Consider the following 18,619-nt stretch of genomic DNA (forward strand, 5'->3'; position numbering starts at 1 on the left):
CTCGAACGGAATGGTCTCTCATGCCGACAGTCGCCCCGCTCGATCTCGAAGGCCACTGCCTCGCCGCCGTGTTCCTCGGCGACGTGCCGCATTTCGCGCTGGCCGACGGCACAATCCATCGGCTCGACCATGGCCATAAGACGGTGCAGGCCAATGACGGGCTGCTCGCCGCCTTTCACGATGCCGCAAACGACCGGCTGATCACCGGCGGTGAGGACGGCAAGATCTTTGCCGTAACCGCGGGCGGCAATGCAGCGGAATTGGCGGCTGCAGGCAAAAAATGGATCACCAGCGTCGCCGCCGGGCCGCAAGGCGCTGTTGCCTATGCTTCGGGCAAAATTGCCTATGTGCGTTTTGCTGACGGCAAGACCAGGGAATTCTCGCATCCGCGCTCGGTCGAGGGGCTAGCCTTCTCGCCCAAGGGCATGCGCTTCGGCGTTGCCCGCTACAATGGCGCGACGCTGCATTTCCCGGCCGCCGACGGCAAGCCGGTCGAGCTCGAATGGGCCGGCGCTCACACCGGCATCACGTTTTCGCCGGACGGCGGCTTCGTCGTCACCACAATGCAGGAAAACGCGCTGCATGGCTGGAAGCTCGCCGACGGCAAGCACATGCGGATGTCTGGCTACCCCGGCAAGGTCAAAAGCCTGTCGTGGAGCGCCAAGGGCAAATGGCTGGCGAGTTCCGGCGCCCCGGCGGCGATCGTCTGGCCGTTTTCCGGCAAGGACGGGCCGATGGGCAAGGCGCCGCTGGAACTCGGCACGCGCGGCAATGCGATGGTCACCTCGGTCGCCTGCCATCCGGGCCAGGACGTCGTCGCCGTCGGCTATGATGACGGCATGGTAATGGCGGTGCGTTTCGCAGATGCCAAGGAGGTGCTGTTGCGCCGACCGGGCAAGGGCGCCATCACATCGATGATGTGGGACAAGGAAGAGCGCCGTGTCGCCTTCGGCAGCGCTGCCGGCGACTGCGGCGTCATCGATATTTCGGCGTAGCCTGTTACTTACTCGGCTCCGCAAGATACTTTGCCGGTCAATTCAGCCGGCTTGCCATCCTTGTCCGCATCCGCCGTGCCGTCATAGACCTCGAGCGAATAACGTCCGTCATAGACGCCTTCGTCGCTGGCCTTTGTCAGGATGGCCAAGCTGACATAGCTGTAGTTGTTTGCGACCTCGTGCTCGCGATAGACGAGCAGCCGCAGCTCCTTGTTGTCGAGCCAGTATTGCGTGAGATTCTGATCCTCGAACACGGTCTTGCGCAGATCGTCGCCGACCGGCCTGCCGAGAATTTCGAGATCGCCGCGAAAATTGAAAGTCGGGCCGCCCATGCCTCTGGTGACGCCGGCCTCGACCTGAAATTTGACGGCTGCATCCTCGGTGGAACACCAGATGCCGCCGGACGCCAAAGCTGCACCAACCGACGACAGTAGTGTTGCCGCGCAGACGATCGCCCGCATCATCTTGTCCTCTCCAGCCCGAAGTGCCATTGGTGCCGAAGGCGGCTCGCGGTCAAGCGCCTGTTTCCATTCATATGACCGCTGAACCAACTCACGGCAGCTATCCGGCCAATTGCGGTGCCAGTCGCCCATTGGCTAGAGTGTCAACGAGAGGCCGTCATGAACATCATCGACCATTCAAAGAGTTCCACCGGCGGCATCAGCCCTGTCCGGATCGCAAAATTGCGCGAGGCGGAGGCTGACATCTTCCGCCGGGCGCGGCCGAAATCGATGGCGAAAATCGGCAACGGACTGCCCGGCTTCTTCGGCGGCGTGCCGATGCATTGGATGAACGACTGGCCGACGCCGTTCCCGATCCTCGTTGATAAGGCCAAAGGCGCCACCATCAGAGATATCGACGGCAACCAGCTCGACGACTTCTGCCTCGGCGATACCGGCTCGATGTTCGGCCATTCGCCGCCGCCGGTCGCCCGCGCCATCCGCCGGCAGGCCGGACGCGGCCTGACCTACATGCTGCCTGCCGAGGACGCGCTCGCCATCGGGCCGCTGCTGCAGCAGCGTTTCGGTTTGCCGTTGTGGCAGATCGCGACGACGGCGACCGACGCCAACCGCTTCGCGCTGCGGGTTGCCCGTGCCGTTACCGGCCGGGAGAAGATCCTGGTCTTCAACGGCTGCTATCATGGCTCGGTCGACGAGACGATGGTGCGGCTGGTCGACGGCAAAGCGGTGAACCGACCGGGACTGGCCGGCGAATTCCGCGACCTGACGCGGGCAACTGATATCGTCGAGTTCAATGATCTTCCGGCGCTCGAGGCCGCACTCCGGGACAGGCAAGTCGCCTGCGTCATCACCGAGCCGGTGCTGACCAATTCCTGCATGGTGCTGCCCGAAGCCGGCTTTCATGATGGGTTGCGGCATCTCACCCGTGCGGCCGGCACGCTGCTTTTGATCGACGAGACGCATACGATCTCGACCGGCCCCGGCGGCTATACGAGGAAATTCGGGCTGGAGCCGGACCTGTTCGTGCTCGGCAAGCCGATTGCCGGCGGCTTACCGGCGAGTGTGTGGGGCATGAGCGAAGGCGTTGCAACGCGCTATGCCGCCTATATCGGCCAGAAAGAGCCCGGCTATTCCGGCATGGGGACAACGCTGTCGGGCAATCCGCTGCAATTCGCGGCGATGCGCGCCACGCTCGAAGACGTCATGACCGACGAGAATTACAGCCATATGGACCATCTGGCGCGGCGGCTCGACGCCGGGCTGACTGCCGTCATCGATCGCTATCGTCTGCCCTGGCATGTTGCTCGCGTCGGTGCTCGTGTCGAGTTCATCTGCGCGCCGGGCCCGCTGAGGAACGGCGGCGAGGCGGAAGCTGCGCATGCACCGGAACTCGAGGCGGCAATCCATGTCGCGCTGGTCAATCGCGGCGTGCTGATCGCACCCTTCCACAACATGATGCTGATCTCTCCTGCGACCAGCGCCGCCCAGGTGAACCGGCTGATCACTGCCTTCGGCGCGGTTGCGGCAAAGCTTACGGCGTGAGAGAAGCTTGCGGCATGAAACAAGCGCCCAAGCAAAGTTTGAACCTGGTCACGGCATCCCCTTCGGGCTCGACGCCCCCCGAGGCGCGGGCCTTTCTCGACGCCCATCCCGAGATCGAGGCGTTCGACATCGTGCTGACCGACGCCAATGGTGTCGGGCGCGGCAAGATCGTGCGCCGTCATGAGTTGATGAGCATCTTCGAGGGTGGCCGGCACATGCCGATCTCGATCCTCGGCCTCGACATAACCGGCGAGGATGTCCACGAGACCGGGCTGATCTGGACGACCGGCGACGGCGACCTGCGGGCGTGGCCGATCCCCGGCACACTGGTGCCGCTGTTCGGCACACAGCCGCCGCGCGGCCAGGTGCTGATGGCGATGTATCATCTCGATGGCCAGCCAATGTCGTCCGACCCGCGGCTGGCACTCGCCCGCCAGGTAGATATCCTCGCGGCCAAGGGCCTGCATCCGGCCGGCGCGTTCGAGCTCGAGTTCTTCCTGCTCGCCAATGAGCGCGATGCCGAAGGCAAGGTGCAGCCGGCTCATGCGGTGCTCGACGGCCGCCGCTCGGCCAAGACCGAGGTCTATTCCGTCGACCATCTGCACGGCATGGAGCCGCTGTTTTCCGACATATATGCCGCAGCCAAGGTGCAAGGCATCCCGGCCGAGACGGTCATCTCGGAATATGCGCCCGGCCAGTACGAGCTGACGCTCAATTACCGCAAGGACGTGATGCGGGCGGCCGACGATCTCGTCATGCTCAAGCGGCTGGTGCGGGCGCAGGCACGCCGTCATGGTGTCACCGCTTGCTTCATGGCCAAGCCGATCGAGAAGTATGCCGGCTCTGGCATGCATTTCCATGTCTCGCTGCTGGATGATGCCGGCAAGAACGTCTTTGCCGAAGCCGGCGGCGAAAGCTGGTCGCTGCCGCTGCTGCGCGGTCTCGGCGGACTGATCCAGACGATGGCGGAATCGATGCTGGTGTTCGCGCCGCACGCCAATTCATGGCGGCGTTTCGTGTCGCAATCCTATGCGCCGGTGGCGCCGACCTGGGGCGTCAACAACCGTTCGGTGGCGCTGCGTGTGCCGGCCGGCGATGCCAAGAACCGCCGCATCGAGCACCGGCCATCCGGCGTCGATGCCAACCCTTATCTAGTCGCGGCAACGGTGCTGGCCGGCATCACTAAGGGTCTCGACGAAGGGCTTGATCCCGGCCCTGAAACCACCGGCAATGGCTACGAATCCGCCGTCACGCGCACGACGATGCCGGTCGACTGGCGTGCCGCCATCGAGGCGGCAAGGGCGTCGACCTTCCTCAAGGGCGCATTGGGCGAAGACCTGCATCGGACATTCGTGGCAATCAAGCAGTCGGAATATCTGCGCGTGGCGCGCACGGTCAGCGAGCTAGACTATCACCTCTATCTGCACGAGGTTTAGGGCTTCACATCGTCGCCATCCGCCGGTGAAGGCCCATGCGGAACAAATTCAGCGGAACCTTCGGCGGGCTTTGCTCATTGCGTGTCTGATTGCAGGAGCGGACAAGGCCGCCTTAGCCATGATCGCCAGGATGCAGACGACCCCCACGCCGCACCGTGCCAAGGTGCAGTCGAGAGGCTTGCCGACCGGCAAATCCCCCGAAACGATCGAAATCGACGCCAGGACGATTCCTGAACTGCGCGAAACGGCCAAGATCTGCCGCCGCTGTCCGCTATGGCACGACGCCACGCAGACCGTGTTCGGTGAGGGCCCTGATAAAGCCAAGGTGATCTTCGTCGGCGAACAGCCGGGCGACCAGGAGGACCTGGCGGGCAAGCCCTTCGTCGGTCCGGCGGGCAAGGTGTTCGACGCGATCCTGGACGATGCCGGCGTCGATCGGCTGAAAGTCTACGTCACCAACGCGGTCAAGCATTTCAAGTTCGAGCCGCGCGGCAAGCGGCGCATCCACTCCAAGCCGAACGCCGGCGAGGTGCAGGCTTGCCGCTGGTGGCTCGACAAGGAAATCGATCTGATCAAGCCCAATCTGGCGGTGGCGCTCGGCGCAACGGCGGCGCAGGCGCTGCTTGGCAAGGTGGTGCCGATCATGAAGATGCGCGGGGCGGTGGTGGAACGCGACGATGGCCTGCGTGTCTTCGTCACCATCCACCCGTCCTTCATCCTGCGCATCCGCGAGCCGGCGGACAAGCAGGCCGAACGCGAGCGGTTCCTGCAGGATATGAGAGCGGTGAAAAAGCTGATGGCCGCCTGAGCTATTTGATCAATATCGCCCGGAGATCGTTGACGTTTGTGCCGGTCGGACCGGGTACGAAAAGGTCATCTACGGCGTTGAATGCCATCCAGGCGTTGTTGCCGGCAAGCATGGCCTTGGCATCGACGCCCGCCTTATGCATCCGCGACACTGTCGAGCCGTCGGCGAAGGCGCCGGCATTGTCTTCCGAACCGTCAATGCCGTCGGTGTCGGCAGCCAGTGCGTGGACGCCGGCCATGCCGCTGATGCCAATGGCGAAGGCGAGCAGGAATTCCGAGTTGCGGCCGCCTTTGCCTTTCGCGCGCAAGGTCACGGTCGTCTCGCCGCCCGACAGGATCAGCACCGGCTTTGCGAATGGCCGGTTGCGCGTCGCCACTTCGCGCGCGATCGCGGCGTGGACGCCGCCGACCTCACGCGCCTCGCCCTCGATGGAATCCGAGAGAATGACCGCTTCGATACCTTGGTGCCTGGCTTCGGCCGCAGCCGCTTCCAGCGATACGCCGGCCGAGGCGATCAGATGTACCTCGTTGCGCGAAAAACGCCGATCATCGACGCGCGGTGCATCGGCGGCCGGCGAATTGATGTGCGTCATCACTGAAGCCGGTAGTTTCATGTCATAGGCAGCGATCGACGCTAATGCATCTTCGCGGCTGCCGGAATCGGGAACGGTCGGGCCGGAAGCGACCAGCGCCGGGTTATCGCCCGGAATGTCTGATACCACCAGCGAGACCACCTTGGCCGGATATGCGGCGGCCGCCAGCCTGCCGCCCTTGATGGTGGAAAGGTGCTTGCGGATGGTATTCATCGCGGCGATCGGCGCACCGGAGGCGAGCAGCGCCTCGTTGACGGCGATCTCATCGGCCAGCGTCAGACCTTCGGCGGGTGACGGCAGCAGCGCAGAGCCGCCGCCGGAAATGAGCGCTACGACAAGGTCGTCCGCAGTCAGTCCCTGGACCTTTTCGAGCAGCTGTCGCGAAGCTTCCAGCCCGGCGGCATCCGGCACCGGATGCGCCGCCTCGATGATCTCGATGCGCCGGCAGGCCGCGCTATAGCCGTAGCGGGTGACGACCAGCCCTTCGATCGGTCCGTCCCACGCTTCCTCGAAAGCCGCCGCCATCTGCGCCGAGCCTTTTCCTGCACCGATGACGATCGTGCGGCCCTTCGGCCTTGCCGGCAAATGATCCTTGATCGTCCTTTCGGGATCGGCTGCGGCAACGGCGGCGTTGAAGATCGAAATGAGAAAGGACTTGGGGTCGAGCGCGGTCATACTGAGCTGCCACGGACGCTGCGCGAGCTTCTGCGGCGTTTGCGCTGCCCCTCACCCTTACCCTCTCCCCGTATAGAGACGGGGAGAGGGGGTCGCCAGCGTTGGAGCGCTTCCCTTCTCCCCGTCACCATACCGGGAGAAGGTGCCGGCAGGCGGATGAGGGGCGGCGCCAACGTCACGATGTTGCTTCCGGCGGCAGGACCAACTCCTGGCTATCGACGCCCAAGTAGCTACACAGCGCATCAACGACCACGCCATGGTCCTCACGCTCCGGCAGGCCCGAAACGGTGATCACGCCGATGACGCCAGCGCCCTTGACAGTGATGGGAAAGCCGCCACCGGCCAGCACATAGTCGGCAACGTCCAGCCCCTCGCCGGGCTTGAAGCTGCGGTCGGGGCGCTGCTGCTCCAGCACAATGCGGTAGGTGCTTTTCAGGAACCGCCGCACGACGTTGATCTTGCGCCGCGCCCAGTCCGGATTGGAAGCGTTCGAGCCGGGCATTGCCGCATAGAACAGCGGGCGGTCGAAAGTTCTGATATCGACGATGATCGGCAGGTTTTCCTTGAGAGCCCGGTCGCGGATCGCCGAGCCGATCTCGAAAGCGACGGCTTCATCGAAGGCCGAAAAGACAAGCGTGGCTTCTTGTTTCTTGATCAGAGCGATGTCGTCCGCAACGGCCATGTCGTTCCCCTGTCGATCTCGCCTGTTGCTTTGGCGGATGGCTGCTGCTCGGTCAAGCCGGCCGCATACGACAGCTAAACCGCCATATCCGTCTTGGCCGCGCGGCCGGCGACATAGACCTCGCGCACGGCGCGGTCGTCGCCGAGCGTCTGCAGCAGAAACAATTCCTCGGCGAGCGTGTCTGCCGTCTCCACCCGCAGCCGCATCGCCGGCGTGGCGCGGGCGTCGAGCACGACGATATCGGCGTCGCTGCCTTCCTCCAGCGTGCCGATCTTTTCCACAAGCGACAGCGCCTCGGCATTGCCGCGGGTCAGTTGCCAGAATGACTGAAACGGATTTAGCTTCTCGCCATTCAGCGCGATCACCTTGTAGCCCTCGTCCATGGTGCGCAGCATCGAATAGTTGGTGCCACCGCCGACATCGGTGGCGGCGGCGATGCGAAGCGGCTTTTCGCGGCGGCGATAGCGTTGATAATCGAACAGGCCCGAGCCGAGGAACAGGTTGGAGGTCGGGCAGAACACCGCCACCGAGCCGCTTTCCGAAAGCGCATCCGCCTCGCGTTCCGACAGGTGGATGCAGTGGCCGAACAGGCTTTTGCGGCCGAGCAGCCCATAATGTTCATAGATGTCGGCATAGTCGCGCGTCTGCGGATAAAGCTGCTGCGTGAAAGCGATCTCGGCGTGGTTTTCCGACAGATGCGTCTGCATGTGCAGGTCCGGATATTCGCGGCACAGCGCGCCCGCTATCTCCAGCTGTTCGGGCGATGAAGTGATGGCAAAGCGTGGCGTGATGGCATAGTGCTGCCGCCCTTTGCCATGCCATTCCCCGATCAGCGCCTTAGTGTCATCATAGCCCGATTGCGGCGTGTCGAGCACGCCCTCCGGCGCGTTGCGGTCCATCATCACCTTGCCGGCGACGTTGAGCATGTTGCGGTCGTGCGATTCGGCGAAGAATGCTTCGGCAGACTCTTTGTGCACCGAGCAATAGGCGGCAACCGTCGTCGTGCCGTGGCGCAACACTTCATCCAGGAACAGCCTGGCGATACGGCGGCCATGCTGGGCATTCTGAAATTTGGTCTCCTCGGGAAAGGTGTAGGTGTTCAGCCAGTCGAGCAGCTCGGCGCCGAAGGAAGCGATGACCTGCATCTGCGGAAAATGCGCGTGCGCATCGATGAACCCGGGCAGCAGCAGATGCGGCCTGTGGTCGATCTTTTTTGTTCCCTCGCCCGCCTTTTTCTCGACCTCGGCATAGGTGCCCGCGGCAACGATCCTACCGTCGCGGAGCAGCAGGCCGCCATCTTGCTCGTAGCGCCAGGCGGAATGGTCGTCGATAGTTTCGGGCCAGCGCAAAAACGACAGCGTGCGGCCGCGCAGCAGCGTGCTGGTCATTTCCTTGCGCCTTCGAACCATGCCACCAGCAGCGTCCGTTCCTTGTCGGTGATCTGGGTGACGTTGGCAGGCGGCATGGCGTGGCTGCGTCCGGCCTGCAGGTAGATCTCGCCGGCGTGCTCGGCGATGCCGGCATCGGTGTCGAGCATCACGCCCTTCGGCGCATGGTAAATGCCCTCGTAGGACGGCTCCGCCGCGTGGCACATCGAACAGCGGCCAAGCACCGTATCGCGCACGGCGGGGAAATGCGCCGAGGCAACGTAGACCTGGGCCGCCGCCGACGCCTTCGCCTCGCCGGTCAGCAGCTTCGGTGCCGTCGACAGCCAGACGATGACGACGAACAGCACGGCCGCCGCCAGCCAGGTCCAGGTCGGATTGCGTTTGCGCGCATGCCTGATGTTGAAATAGTGCCGGATCAGCACGCCGATGATGAACACCAGCGAGGCGATGACCCAGTTGAACTGCGTGCCGAACGCCAGCGGATAGTGGTTCGACAGCATCAGGAACAAAACCGGCAGCGTCAGGTAATTGTTATGCAGCGAGCGCTGTTTGGCGATCTTGCCGTATTTCGGATCGGGCTTGCGGCCGGCGATCAGGTCGGCGACGACGATCTTCTGGTTGGGGATGATGACCATGAAGACGTTGGCCGACATGATTGTCGCGGTGATGGCGCCAAGATGCAGGAAGGCGGCGCGGCCCGTGAACAGGTGGGTCAGTCCCCAGGCCATGAATACCAGCACCCCATACAGCACCAGCATCAGGCCGGTGTCGCTGTTGCCGAGCGGCGAACGGCACAAGAGATCGTACACCACCCAGCCGACGCCGATCGTCGCCAGCGACAGCAAGATGCCTGTAGGCACCGACATGGCAAGGACATTCGGATCGATCAGGAACAGATCCGCCCCGGCATAATAGACCACGCACAGCATGGCGAAGCCTGACAGCCAGGTGGCGTAGGATTCCCACTTGAACCAGGTCAGGTGCTCGGGCATTTCGGCCGGTGCCACCAGATATTTCTGCACGTGGTAGAAACCGCCGCCATGCACCTGCCATTCCTCGCCGAAGGCACCTGCAGGCATGCCCGGGCGCTGGCGCAGGCCGAGGTCGAGCGCGACGAAATAAAAGGACGAGCCGATCCAGGCGATGCCGGTGACGACGTGCAGCCAGCGCACGGCAAAACTCAGCCAATCCCAGAATATCGCGAAATCCATCATGAAAAATCGTCCCTGCCGATCGACTGACTTTACGGACTGGAGCGCAAACGGAAAGGGCTGAGCTGCACGATGACTTTCAAAAAAAATTGGAAAATACTAGGGTCGTTACACGTAGCCACCATGAGAGCCACGAAAGCCGCATGGCCTATCTCGATAACATCGCCGTTTTCGTCCGCGTCGTCGAGCTCGGCAATTTGTCGGCGGCTGGGCGCGACATGCGCATTTCGCCGGCGGTCGCCTCCAACCGAATCAAGGAGCTCGAGAAGCACCTCGGCGTCAGGCTGTTCAACCGCACGACGCGGCAGTTGATGCCGACCGAGCACGGCACGGTGTTCTACTCCGGCGCCAAGCAGGTGCTCGAGGCGGTCACCGAGGCGGAAGCGGCGGTCAGCGCGTTATCCGGCCAGCCGCGCGGCACCATAAAGGTGACAGCGCCGCTCGGCCTCGGGCGGCGGCTGGTGGCATCCGGCATCCCGGATTTCCACGACAGATACCCCGATATCGAGGTGCGGCTCCGGCTTTCCGACCACAATGTCGACATCATGAAGGAAGGCATCGACGTTGCCTTCCGGCTGGGCATCATCGAGGATTCCAGCCTCAGGATGCGCGGCATCATGGACTGCGAGCGAGTGCTGGTAGCGGCGCCGCAATATCTGGAAGTGCGCGGCGAGCCGAGCGAGCCGCAGGAGTTGATCGGCAAGAAGCACGATTGCCTGATGCTGCGCTATTCCGGCGCGCGCGAATATGTCTGGATGCTGCAGACGCCGAACGGGCCGCAAAAGTTCGAGGTGCACGGCCCCTACGATACCGACGATGGCGACGTGCTGACCGGCTGGGCGCTGTCCGGCCGCGGCATCATCAACAAGCCCCGCTTCGAGGTCGAGCCGTTTATCCGCGACCAGCGGCTGAAGGTGATCCTGAGCAACACGCCGCCGACGCCGGTGCAGTTCGCCGCCGTCTACCCGCACAAGAAGCTGCAGGATCCGAAGGTGCGGCTGCTGCTCGACTTCATGGCCGAGCGCTGCCAGCGGCTGATCAGGGATATTCTGGCCGGCAAATGATCGCCGGCTGGCCGGTTGCTTTCCGTCCAGCCGACGAAGATATTTCTTATGGAATCTCACTCACCAGGGAAGACCGATGGCCAGCGGCGCCACAATGCATCTAGCCGTTTCACTAGCTCCGGAAGCCGCTGCTTCCCATCCGTCCGACGCCCTTCCGGATTTCAGCCTGCTGACGCGGTTCGTGCAAGAAGCCGAAGCGGCCGGTCTGGACATGGTGTTGCTCGCCGATTCCGCGCAGGTTGCAGGCGGACCGAACCGGCAAATGCGCTTCGAAGCAACGACCTTGCTGGCAGCGCTGGCGACGGTGACAAGCAGGATCGGCCTCGTCGCCGCGGCGTCAATGGTCGCCCACCAGCCCTATAATCTCGCACGCCGTTTCGCCTCGCTCGATATTATCAGCCATGGCCGCGCCGGTTGGAACGCGAGCATGATGCCCGACCCGCGCGAGGCGGCCAATTTCAGCCGACCGGAAGGGTTTTCCGGCGACGATTTCCGCCTGCGCGCCGAGGAATTCATCGGCATCGTGCAAGGCTTGTGGAAAGGCTGGGACGCAGACGCGCTGCTGTTCGACAAGTTTGGCGGGCGCTTCTTCGATCCCGAGAAGATGCACCTTCTCGACCACAAGGGTGAATATTTCTCCGTGCGCGGGCCGCTCAACGTGGCGCGGTCGCCGCAGGACACGCCGGTGCTGGTCATGTCCAGCCTGTCCGAGCCCGCCATGGATATCGCCGCACCCACCGCCGATGTCGTCCTGCTGGATGAGCCATCGATCGAGCCGGCGAAGGCTGGCGATCTGAAGCGCCGTGCGCTTGCCTTCGGGCGCAGGCCGGAGGCGTTGAAAGTGCTGATGAACGTTACCGTCAGCGCCGAAATTACCGCCGCGCCGGACCTGTTTGCGGACAGGCTCGAAGAGTGCTTTCGCTCGAAAGCCTGCGACGGTTTTCAACATCGACATGCCGTTCACATCGGCGCTCGACGATTTCATCGATCTCGTGCTGCCGGAGCTTCGCCGCCGCGGCCTTGTCCGGTCCGGCTACAGCGCGGCGACACTGCGCGCCCGTCTCGGGCTTGCAGGGGAGGATCGGCAATGAACGCCGCTCGAGGCCAGATGAAGCTCGGCGCCTTCCTGTGGGCGACAGGCCACCACATCGCCGCCTGGCGCCATCCGCAGGCGCATGTCACGGCCGGCATCGACATCGACCATTACATCCAGCTGGCGCGGACGGCGGAAGCGGCCAAGTTCGACATGATCTTCTGCGAGGACGCCGCCGGCGTGCGCGAGGCCAATGTGAACATCGCCAGCCAAACGTCGCGCTCGATCGGCTTCGAGCCGATCAGCCTGCTTGCCGCGCTCGCCGTCCAGACGGAGCTCATCGGCCTCGTCTCTACGGCGTCGACGAGCTATAACGAGCCTTACGGGCTGGCGCGGACCTTCCTGTCGCTCGACCATCTGAGCGGCGGCCGAGCCGGCTGGAACCTCGTCACTTCGGCCAGCCAGATCGAGGCCGCCAATTTCGGTTCGACCGGACTGCGCCCACATGCGGACCGCTACGAACGCGCGCGCGAATTCGCTGCGGTGGTTGCCGGCCTTTGGCGAGGCCAGGGTGGATACGAAGGCAGAAGTTTTTCGGTGCGCGACCCGCTCGATCTGCCGCGCTCGCCACAAGGTGCACCGGTCATGGTGCAAGCGGGAGCGTCGGACGAGGGTCGCGACCTCGCCGCCCGGACCGCCGACGTGGTCTTTACGGCGGCGCAGACATTCGAGGAAGCGAAGGCCTTCTACGACGACCTCAAGGGACGACTCGCGGCCCATGGGCGCAAGCCGGACGACATCAAGATCATGCCTGGCGTCGCGCCGGTCGTCGCGGCAAGCGAAGCGGAAGCCCGGGCAAAACATGATGAATTGCAGGAACTGATCCCGGACGACGTCGGTGTCGCGCTGCTTTCCAGCTATCTCAGCATATCCGATCTCGCGCGCTATCCCATTGACGGACCGCTGCCGCAGTTGCCGGCCAGCGAAGGCATGCAGAGCCGGCAGGCGCTCGTCATCGAGCAATCGCGCCGCGATAAGCTTTCCATTCGCCAGCTTGCCCGCCATTTCGCCGGCGCGCGCGGCCACTGGCGCGTCGTCGGCACGCCAGCCCAGATCGCCGACGAGCTCGAGGCACGCTTCGAGGGCGGCGCGGCCGACGGTTTCAACGTCATGCCATCCTATTTTCCCGGCGAACTCGATGCCTTTGCCACACTAGTCGTGCCGGAGCTGCAGCGGCGCGGGCTGTTCCGCACGGATTATGAAGGCAGCACGCTGCGCGACCATCTCGGCTTGAAACGACCAATATAGGCAGCAGCCTCTGGAAGCGCGCCTGCAAGAAAGTGCAGCTCGGCGGAATATTAGCCGTCAGCCGGCCATTGCCTTTCCACGAGAGGCGGGATGCGGAGCGACTGATGCCGTACCATACGCGGCCAGCGCCGTCATGATTTCGGCTGCAGCGAGTGCGGCGATCACCTGCGGGCGCTTGTCCTTGACCGCATCGCCGCCGATCGGCGAGACGAGGCGGGCAAACTCCGCGTCGCTTCCGTCCGCCGACTTCAGGAACCAGTTCCGGAACGTCGCCTTCTTGGTCCTGGAACCGATCATGCCGACATAGGCGGCATCCCGGCGTTTCAGCGCCTCGGCGACGATCAGGAAGTCCAGCGCATGGTCGTGGGTGAGGACGACAAAGGCGGAGCCGGCCGGTGCCTTGCGCGCGACCGCCTCCGGCATCGGCGTCAAACAGGTCTCGACCGCTTCCGGCATGCCCTGCAGCGCTTCGGCCCGCGTCTCGACAAGGACGACACGTACCGGCAGCAAGGCCACCGTGGAGGCCAGCGCCTGGCCGACATGGCCGCCGCCGAAGATGTAGACATGCGGCAGCTGCGCTTCCTCGGCCTCTGCCTCCGCAACCAGCTTGGCTTCAAGCGCAGGGTCGACCAGCCGGAACAGCAGCTCGACCCTGCCGCCGCAGCACTGCCCGATCTCCGGGCCGAGCGCGATGTCGAGCGTAGCGCGGATATCCCTCCCCCTTGAGGGGAGGGTGGCGGCGAAGCCGTCGGGTGGGGTCGCCGCGGCAGTGCTCGACGCGCTGGCGGTGCCTTCTGAGACGACCCCCTCTGGCCGCTTCGCGGCCATCTCCCCCTCAAGGGGGGAGAAAAGCAACTGCCGCGCTTTGTCGATCGCCATGTATTCGAGCTGGCCGCCGCCGATCGTGCCGAAAGTGGCCGATCCCGAGACGAACATGAAGGCACCCGTCTCGCGCGGCGTCGAGCCTTTTGTCCCGGCCACCTCAACCAAGGCCACCCGGCCGGCACCGGCAAGAAAGGCTTTCAGGCTCTGCACTTTCGCGTTCATCATTCGCGTTCCCTATTGGGAAATATAGAGTTTTTCGGCCTGAATTGCACGTTTTCCGGGATTCAAGTGCCGGCCTTGGCTTCCCGCCTCAGCCGTTCGATCGCCATCAGCACCCGCTCCGGCGTGGCCGGCGAGTCGAGGCACGGGCAGATCTTGTGGCCGGCAACGCTCGCCACTGCGTCCGACAGCGCATGCAGCACCGACATTGCGAGCGGAAAGGGTGGCTCGCCGACCGCCTTGGAGCGGTGCACCGTCGGCTCGCCTGCTTGCGCCCAGTCGGCCAAAGTCACATTAAAAATCTTCGGCCGGTCCGACGCGAGCGGGATCTTGTAGGTAGATGGCGCATGGGTGCGCAGCCGCCCCTTGTCGTCCCACCACAGTTCCTCCGTCGTCAGCCAGCCCATGCCCTGGATGAAGCCGCCCTCGATCTGGCCGAGGTCGATGGCGCGGTTCAGCGAGCGGCCGGTTTCGTGCAGGATGTCGGTGCGCTCGACGATATATTCGCCGGTCAGCGTGTCCACAGAGGCTTCCGAGCACGCGGCACCATAGGCAAAATAGTAGAAGGGATGGCCCTCGCCCTTGTCGCGGTCCCAATGGATTTTCGGCGTCTTGTAGAAACCCGCCGCCGAAAGCTGGATGCGCGCCATATAGGCCTGCCTGACGAGATCGGCGAAGGCGATCTCCTGGTTGCCGATGCGCACGCGGTTGGGCAGGAACAACACCTGGTCGCGCGGCACCTGGTATCTCTCGACGGCAAAATTGATCAACCGGTCCTTGATCTGGCGGGCGGCATTCTGCGCCGCCATGCCGTTGAGATCGGAGCCGGAAGACGCGGCCGTGGCCGAGGTATTCGGCACCTTGCCGGTCGTCGTCGCGGTGATCTTGACCTGATCGAGGTCGATCTGGAACTCTTCCGCCACAACCTGCGCCACCTTGACATAGAGGCCCTGCCCCATCTCGGTCCCGCCGTGGTTCAGATGCACCGAACCATCGGTATAGACATGCACCAGCGCGCCGGCCTGGTTGTAATGGGTGGCGGTGAACGAGATGCCGAACTTGACCGGCGTCAGCGCCAGTCCGCGCTTGATGAAGCGGCTGTTGGCATTGAAAGCATCGATGGTGCGGCGGCGCCTTGCATAATCGGAACTCGCCTCCAGCTCGGCGATGATGCGGTGGATGATGTTGTCCTCGACCGTCTGGTGGTAGGGCGTGATGTTGCGGTCGCTGGTGCCGTAGAAATTCTTCTTGCGGATTTCGAGCGGGTCCTTGCCGACGGCAAACGCGACTTCGTCGATGACGCGCTCGGCGCCGACCATGCCTTGCGGGCCGCCGAAGCCGCGAAAGGCAGTGTTCGATACCGTATTGGTGTAGAGCGGCGCCGATTGCGCGTGCACCGCCGGCCAGAAATAGGTGTTGTCGCAATGGAACAGCGCGCGGTCAGTGACCGGGCCGGAGAGGTCGGCCGAGAAGCCGCAGCGCGCCGCGAACATGAAATCTACGCCCAGAATATTGCCCTCGTCGTCGAAGCCGACCTCGTAGTCGACGAGGAAATCGTGGCGTTTGCCGGTGGCGATCATGTCGTCGTCGCGGTCGGGCCGGATTTTCACGGCGCGATGATGTTTCTTCGCGGCGATAGCGGCCAATGCCGCAAACTGATTGCCTTGCGTTTCCTTGCCACCGAAAGCGCCGCCCATCCGGCGGATTTCCACCGTCACCGCGTGGCTCGGCACACCTAGCGCGTGGCTCACCATGTGCTGGATTTCGCTCGGGTGCTGGGTCGAGGAATAGATGGTAACGTCGTGGTCCTCGCCAGGGATGGCCAAGGCGATATGGCCTTCGAGATAGAAATGCTCCTGGCCGCCGATGCGCATTTTTCCCTTCAGCCGGCGCGGCGCCCCGTTGATCGCAGCCGCTGCATCACCGCGCTTCAGCGTCAGCGGCGGCGTGACCAGCTTGTCTTTCCGGGGGTCGAGCTCGCCGACATCGGCGACGAACGGCAATTCCTTGTATTCGACCTTGGCCAGCCTCGTCGCGCGGCGGGCCTGCTCGCGGGTTTCGGCGATGACGCAGAAGATCGGCTGACCGAAAAATTGCACCTTGCCGTCGGCCAGCACCGGCTCGTCGTGACGGCCGGTCGGCGAAATATCGTTCTCGCCTGGCACGTCGCTCGCCGTCAGTACATCGATGACGCCGGGTGCGGCGCGCACCGCCGAAAGATCCATGCTGGTGATGGCGGCATGCGTCGCCGTCGAAAGCCCAAGGCAGCCGTGCAGCGTTCCGGCCGGCTCCGGCATGTCGTCGATATAGACGGCCGTGCCACTGACATGCTTATGCGCGGAATCATGGCGCTGGTCGGTGGCGACGCCGCCGGCGATTTTTTGCGCCTTCAGGTTTGGGGTGGCGTGCTTGTTCATCAGGCCGCCTCATGCCGTAATACCTGGATCGGCGCGCTGGTGCCGGTGGTTTCGGCAAAGAAGCGCAGCAGCAGGTTGCGCGCCGCCAGCGCCCGGTATTCGGCGCTTGCCCGCATGTCGGTCAGCGGAGTGAAATCGCCGGCATACGCGGCCATCGCCGCCTCGACCGTCGCTTCCGTCCAGGGCTTGCCAAGCAATGCCTTTTCCACGCCAAAGGCTCGCTTCGGCGTTGCCGCCATGCCGCCATAGGCGATACGCACATCCGCCACCGTGCCATCCTCGGCGAGCTTCAGGAAAAACGCGCCCAGCGCTGCTGTGATGTCTTCGTCGCGGCGCTTGGTGATCTTGTAGACGGCGAATTTCGTCTCGCTGCCCGGCACCGGAACATGCACGGCCTCGACGAATTCGCCGGGCTGCCGATCCTGTCGGCCATAAGCGATGAAAAAATCCTCGAGCGGGATCGTCCGCCGCTTGTCGCCGCGGCGCAGCGTCAGACGGGCACCGAGTGCGATCAGCGGCGGCGGCGTGTCGCCGATCGGCGAACCGTTGGCGATATTGCCGCCGATCGTGCCCATGTTGCGCACCTGGTCGCCGCCGATGCGGTCGAACAGCGGCCCGAGCGCCGGGATGCGTTTCGCTAGCGTCGAGAAGGCTTCGGTATAGGTGACACCGGCGCCGATCGAGATGACGCCGTTGTCCGCGGAAATCCCGCACAGACCATCGAGATTGCCGATGAAAATCGCGGGCGCAATATCGCGCATGTGCTTGGTCACCCAAAGGCCGACATCGGTCGAACCGGCGACAATAATGGCGCCCGGCTCCTTGGCCAGCACGCTGGCCAGATCGTCGGCATTGGCCGGCACGATCAGCCGCTTGTTGCCGGAGCCGATCTCGATGCGCGAACCGTCCTTCGTCGCTTCGAGCTTGGCCGTGACTACCTTTCGCTCCGCCGCCAACGGATCCTTTGCCGCCTTGCCGTAGCTGGAGATGGCACGTGCGGCGCGCATGATCGCCTCGTAGCCGGTGCAGCGGCAGAGATTGCCTTGCAGTGCCTTTTCGATGGCAGCGTCCGACGGCTCCGGCGACCGCATCCACAGGGCATAAAGCGACATGACGAAACCCGGCGTGCAGAAGCCGCATTGCGAGCCGTGGAAATCGATCATCGCCTGCTGCACGGGATGCAGTTTTCCTGCCTCGCCGCGCAGATGCTCGACGGTCACGACATGCGTGCCGTCGAGCGAGCCAAGGAAGCGGATGCAGGCATTGACGCTTTCATAGACCAGTGTTCCACCGGAGAGCCTGCCGACCAGCACCGTGCAGGCGCCGCAGTCGCCCTCGGCGCAACCTTCCTTGGTCCCGCGCAGCGAGCGGTCGAGCCGCAGCCAATCGAGCAGTGTCTGGTCGGGTGCAACCGTGCCGAGCGCGACGTCCTCGCCATTGAGGATGAAACGGATTTCGTTGCGTGTCTTGATCCCAGCCATCTCAGCTTCCCCGGTAGGTCGAATAGCCGTAGGGCGATAGGAGCAGCGGCACATGATAGTGCACCGGCTCGGCCATGCCGAAGCGGATCGGCACATTGTCGAGGAAGGCCGGTTCCGGCAGTTTTGTCCCCTGTCGGCGCAGATAATCGCCGGCCGCGAAGACCAGCTCGTATTCGCCGGTACGGAACTCCGCGCCGGCAAGCAGCGGAGCATCGCAACGGCCGTCATCATTGGTGACGACCGTTTTCAGATGCGTCCGGGCCTGGCCGTCAAGATGATAGAGCTCGATCGACAGACCGGCCGCCGGTTTGCCGGCCGCCGTGTCGAGGACATGGGTCGTCAGGCGCCCGCCTTCGGCTTTCGACGTTTCCGCCACTGGCTGCTCCACTCCCTGCACGGTCGAACACTATTCATGAATTGTGCGCCAATTAAAGGCGATGCATAAGTCCCGGTCGAGCGGAGCGCGACAAAAACACTTTCAA

General features: G+C 63.9%; 15 protein-coding genes and 1 pseudogene. 7 read left to right on the forward strand and 9 right to left on the reverse strand.

Annotated elements, in window-relative coordinates; genetic code table 11:
* Positions 1-20 precede the first annotated feature (20 nt).
* Positions 21-995 (forward strand): WD40 repeat domain-containing protein, encoded by a 975-nt coding sequence (locus AC0L2P_RS18530; protein ID WP_473502757.1) that lies wholly within the window; start codon positions 21-23, stop codon positions 993-995.
* 8 nt (positions 996-1,003) lie between these two features.
* On the opposite strand, the gene AC0L2P_RS18535 is transcribed toward AC0L2P_RS18530, so the two are convergent.
* The gene (locus AC0L2P_RS18535; RefSeq protein ID WP_473502759.1) at positions 1,004-1,459 is read right to left on the reverse strand and encodes a hypothetical protein; all 456 of its coding nucleotides are present in this window, start codon (positions 1,457-1,459) and stop codon (positions 1,004-1,006) included.
* Between the two features lie 156 nt (positions 1,460-1,615).
* Here AC0L2P_RS18535 and AC0L2P_RS18540 point away from each other — a divergent pair, with 156 nt between their 5' ends.
* The 3 genes from AC0L2P_RS18540 to AC0L2P_RS18550 are packed head-to-tail and all read left to right on the forward strand — an operon-like array spanning position 1,616 to position 5,242.
* Positions 1,616-2,998, forward strand: a complete 1,383-nt coding sequence (locus AC0L2P_RS18540) for an aspartate aminotransferase family protein (protein WP_473502761.1) — start codon at positions 1,616-1,618, stop codon at positions 2,996-2,998.
* Positions 2,999-3,012: 14 nt separating this feature from the next.
* Positions 3,013-4,434, forward strand: a complete 1,422-nt coding sequence (locus AC0L2P_RS18545; RefSeq protein ID WP_473502763.1) for a glutamine synthetase family protein — start codon at positions 3,013-3,015, stop codon at positions 4,432-4,434.
* 25 nt (positions 4,435-4,459) lie between these two features.
* Positions 4,460-5,242, forward strand: coding sequence for a UdgX family uracil-DNA binding protein (locus AC0L2P_RS18550; RefSeq protein ID WP_473502765.1), 783 nt, complete (start codon positions 4,460-4,462; stop codon positions 5,240-5,242).
* Position 5,243: 1 nt separating this feature from the next.
* Here the strand turns inward: AC0L2P_RS18550 and AC0L2P_RS18555 are convergent, their stop codons facing one another.
* The 4 genes from AC0L2P_RS18555 to AC0L2P_RS18570 form a co-directional block, all read right to left on the reverse strand.
* Positions 5,244-6,509, reverse strand: coding sequence for a glycerate kinase type-2 family protein (locus AC0L2P_RS18555; RefSeq protein ID WP_473502767.1), 1,266 nt, complete (start codon positions 6,507-6,509; stop codon positions 5,244-5,246).
* Between the two features lie 175 nt (positions 6,510-6,684).
* Positions 6,685-7,191: a heme-degrading domain-containing protein gene (locus AC0L2P_RS18560; protein WP_473502769.1), complete on the reverse strand. Its 507-nt coding sequence runs from the start codon at positions 7,189-7,191 to the stop codon at positions 6,685-6,687.
* Between the two features lie 74 nt (positions 7,192-7,265).
* Positions 7,266-8,579, reverse strand: coding sequence for a guanine deaminase (gene guaD, locus AC0L2P_RS18565; RefSeq protein ID WP_473502771.1), 1,314 nt, complete (start codon positions 8,577-8,579; stop codon positions 7,266-7,268).
* On the reverse strand, positions 8,576-9,793 hold the full coding sequence (locus AC0L2P_RS18570; protein WP_473502773.1) for a urate hydroxylase PuuD: 1,218 nt from the start codon (positions 9,791-9,793) through the stop codon (positions 8,576-8,578). Before AC0L2P_RS18570 ends, guaD begins: the two co-directional genes overlap by 4 nt.
* 140 nt (positions 9,794-9,933) lie before the next feature.
* Here AC0L2P_RS18570 and AC0L2P_RS18575 point away from each other — a divergent pair, with 140 nt between their 5' ends.
* The 3 genes and pseudogenes from AC0L2P_RS18575 to AC0L2P_RS18585 all read left to right on the forward strand — a co-directional run bounded on the left by AC0L2P_RS18575 (position 9,934) and on the right by AC0L2P_RS18585 (position 13,195).
* Entirely contained in the window at positions 9,934-10,854 is a 921-nt protein-coding gene (locus AC0L2P_RS18575) for a LysR family transcriptional regulator (RefSeq protein ID WP_473502775.1), read from the forward strand.
* A gap of 94 nt (positions 10,855-10,948) precedes the next feature.
* A pseudogene (locus AC0L2P_RS18580) lies at positions 10,949-11,665 on the forward strand (LLM class flavin-dependent oxidoreductase); the annotation flags it as partial.
* A 276-nt stretch (positions 11,666-11,941) separates the two neighbouring features.
* On the forward strand, positions 11,942-13,195 hold the full coding sequence (locus AC0L2P_RS18585; RefSeq protein WP_473502938.1) for an LLM class flavin-dependent oxidoreductase: 1,254 nt from the start codon (positions 11,942-11,944) through the stop codon (positions 13,193-13,195).
* Positions 13,196-13,252: 57 nt separating this feature from the next.
* Here AC0L2P_RS18585 and xdhC read toward each other — a convergent pair whose 3' ends face one another.
* From xdhC to uraH, 4 genes are all read right to left on the reverse strand, one after another.
* Positions 13,253-14,242, reverse strand: a complete 990-nt coding sequence (gene xdhC / locus AC0L2P_RS18590) for a xanthine dehydrogenase accessory protein XdhC (protein WP_473502939.1) — start codon at positions 14,240-14,242, stop codon at positions 13,253-13,255.
* A 62-nt stretch (positions 14,243-14,304) separates the two neighbouring features.
* Positions 14,305-16,656, reverse strand: a complete 2,352-nt coding sequence (xdhB, locus tag AC0L2P_RS18595; protein ID WP_473502777.1) for a xanthine dehydrogenase molybdopterin binding subunit — start codon at positions 16,654-16,656, stop codon at positions 14,305-14,307.
* Positions 16,656-18,137, reverse strand: a complete 1,482-nt coding sequence (gene xdhA, locus AC0L2P_RS18600; RefSeq protein ID WP_473502779.1) for a xanthine dehydrogenase small subunit — start codon at positions 18,135-18,137, stop codon at positions 16,656-16,658. Before xdhA ends, xdhB begins: the two co-directional genes overlap by 1 nt.
* A gap of 1 nt (position 18,138) precedes the next feature.
* On the reverse strand, positions 18,139-18,513 hold the full coding sequence (gene uraH, locus AC0L2P_RS18605) for a hydroxyisourate hydrolase (protein ID WP_473502781.1): 375 nt from the start codon (positions 18,511-18,513) through the stop codon (positions 18,139-18,141).
* Between the last annotated feature and the right edge of the window lie 106 nt (positions 18,514-18,619).

This window comes from Mesorhizobium sp. WSM4836, assembly GCF_055811815.1.

Coding starts and splice junctions, on each gene's coding strand:
- AC0L2P_RS18530 (WP_473502757.1), top strand. CDS start 21: ATGCCGACAGTCGCCCCGCTCGATCTCGAAGGCCACTGCCTCGCCGCC.
- AC0L2P_RS18535 (WP_473502759.1), bottom strand. CDS start 1,459: ATGATGCGGGCGATCGTCTGCGCGGCAACACTACTGTCGTCGGTTGGT.
- AC0L2P_RS18540 (WP_473502761.1), top strand. CDS start 1,616: ATGAACATCATCGACCATTCAAAGAGTTCCACCGGCGGCATCAGCCCT.
- AC0L2P_RS18545 (WP_473502763.1), top strand. CDS start 3,013: ATGAAACAAGCGCCCAAGCAAAGTTTGAACCTGGTCACGGCATCCCCT.
- AC0L2P_RS18555 (WP_473502767.1), bottom strand. CDS start 6,509: ATGACCGCGCTCGACCCCAAGTCCTTTCTCATTTCGATCTTCAACGCC.
- AC0L2P_RS18560 (WP_473502769.1), bottom strand. CDS start 7,191: ATGGCCGTTGCGGACGACATCGCTCTGATCAAGAAACAAGAAGCCACG.
- guaD (WP_473502771.1), bottom strand. CDS start 8,579: ATGACCAGCACGCTGCTGCGCGGCCGCACGCTGTCGTTTTTGCGCTGG.
- AC0L2P_RS18570 (WP_473502773.1), bottom strand. CDS start 9,793: ATGATGGATTTCGCGATATTCTGGGATTGGCTGAGTTTTGCCGTGCGC.
- AC0L2P_RS18575 (WP_473502775.1), top strand. CDS start 9,934: ATGGCCTATCTCGATAACATCGCCGTTTTCGTCCGCGTCGTCGAGCTC.
- AC0L2P_RS18585 (WP_473502938.1), top strand. CDS start 11,942: ATGAACGCCGCTCGAGGCCAGATGAAGCTCGGCGCCTTCCTGTGGGCG.
- xdhC (WP_473502939.1), bottom strand. CDS start 14,242: ATGAACGCGAAAGTGCAGAGCCTGAAAGCCTTTCTTGCCGGTGCCGGC.
- xdhB (WP_473502777.1), bottom strand. CDS start 16,656: ATGAACAAGCACGCCACCCCAAACCTGAAGGCGCAAAAAATCGCCGGC.
- xdhA (WP_473502779.1), bottom strand. CDS start 18,137: ATGGCTGGGATCAAGACACGCAACGAAATCCGTTTCATCCTCAATGGC.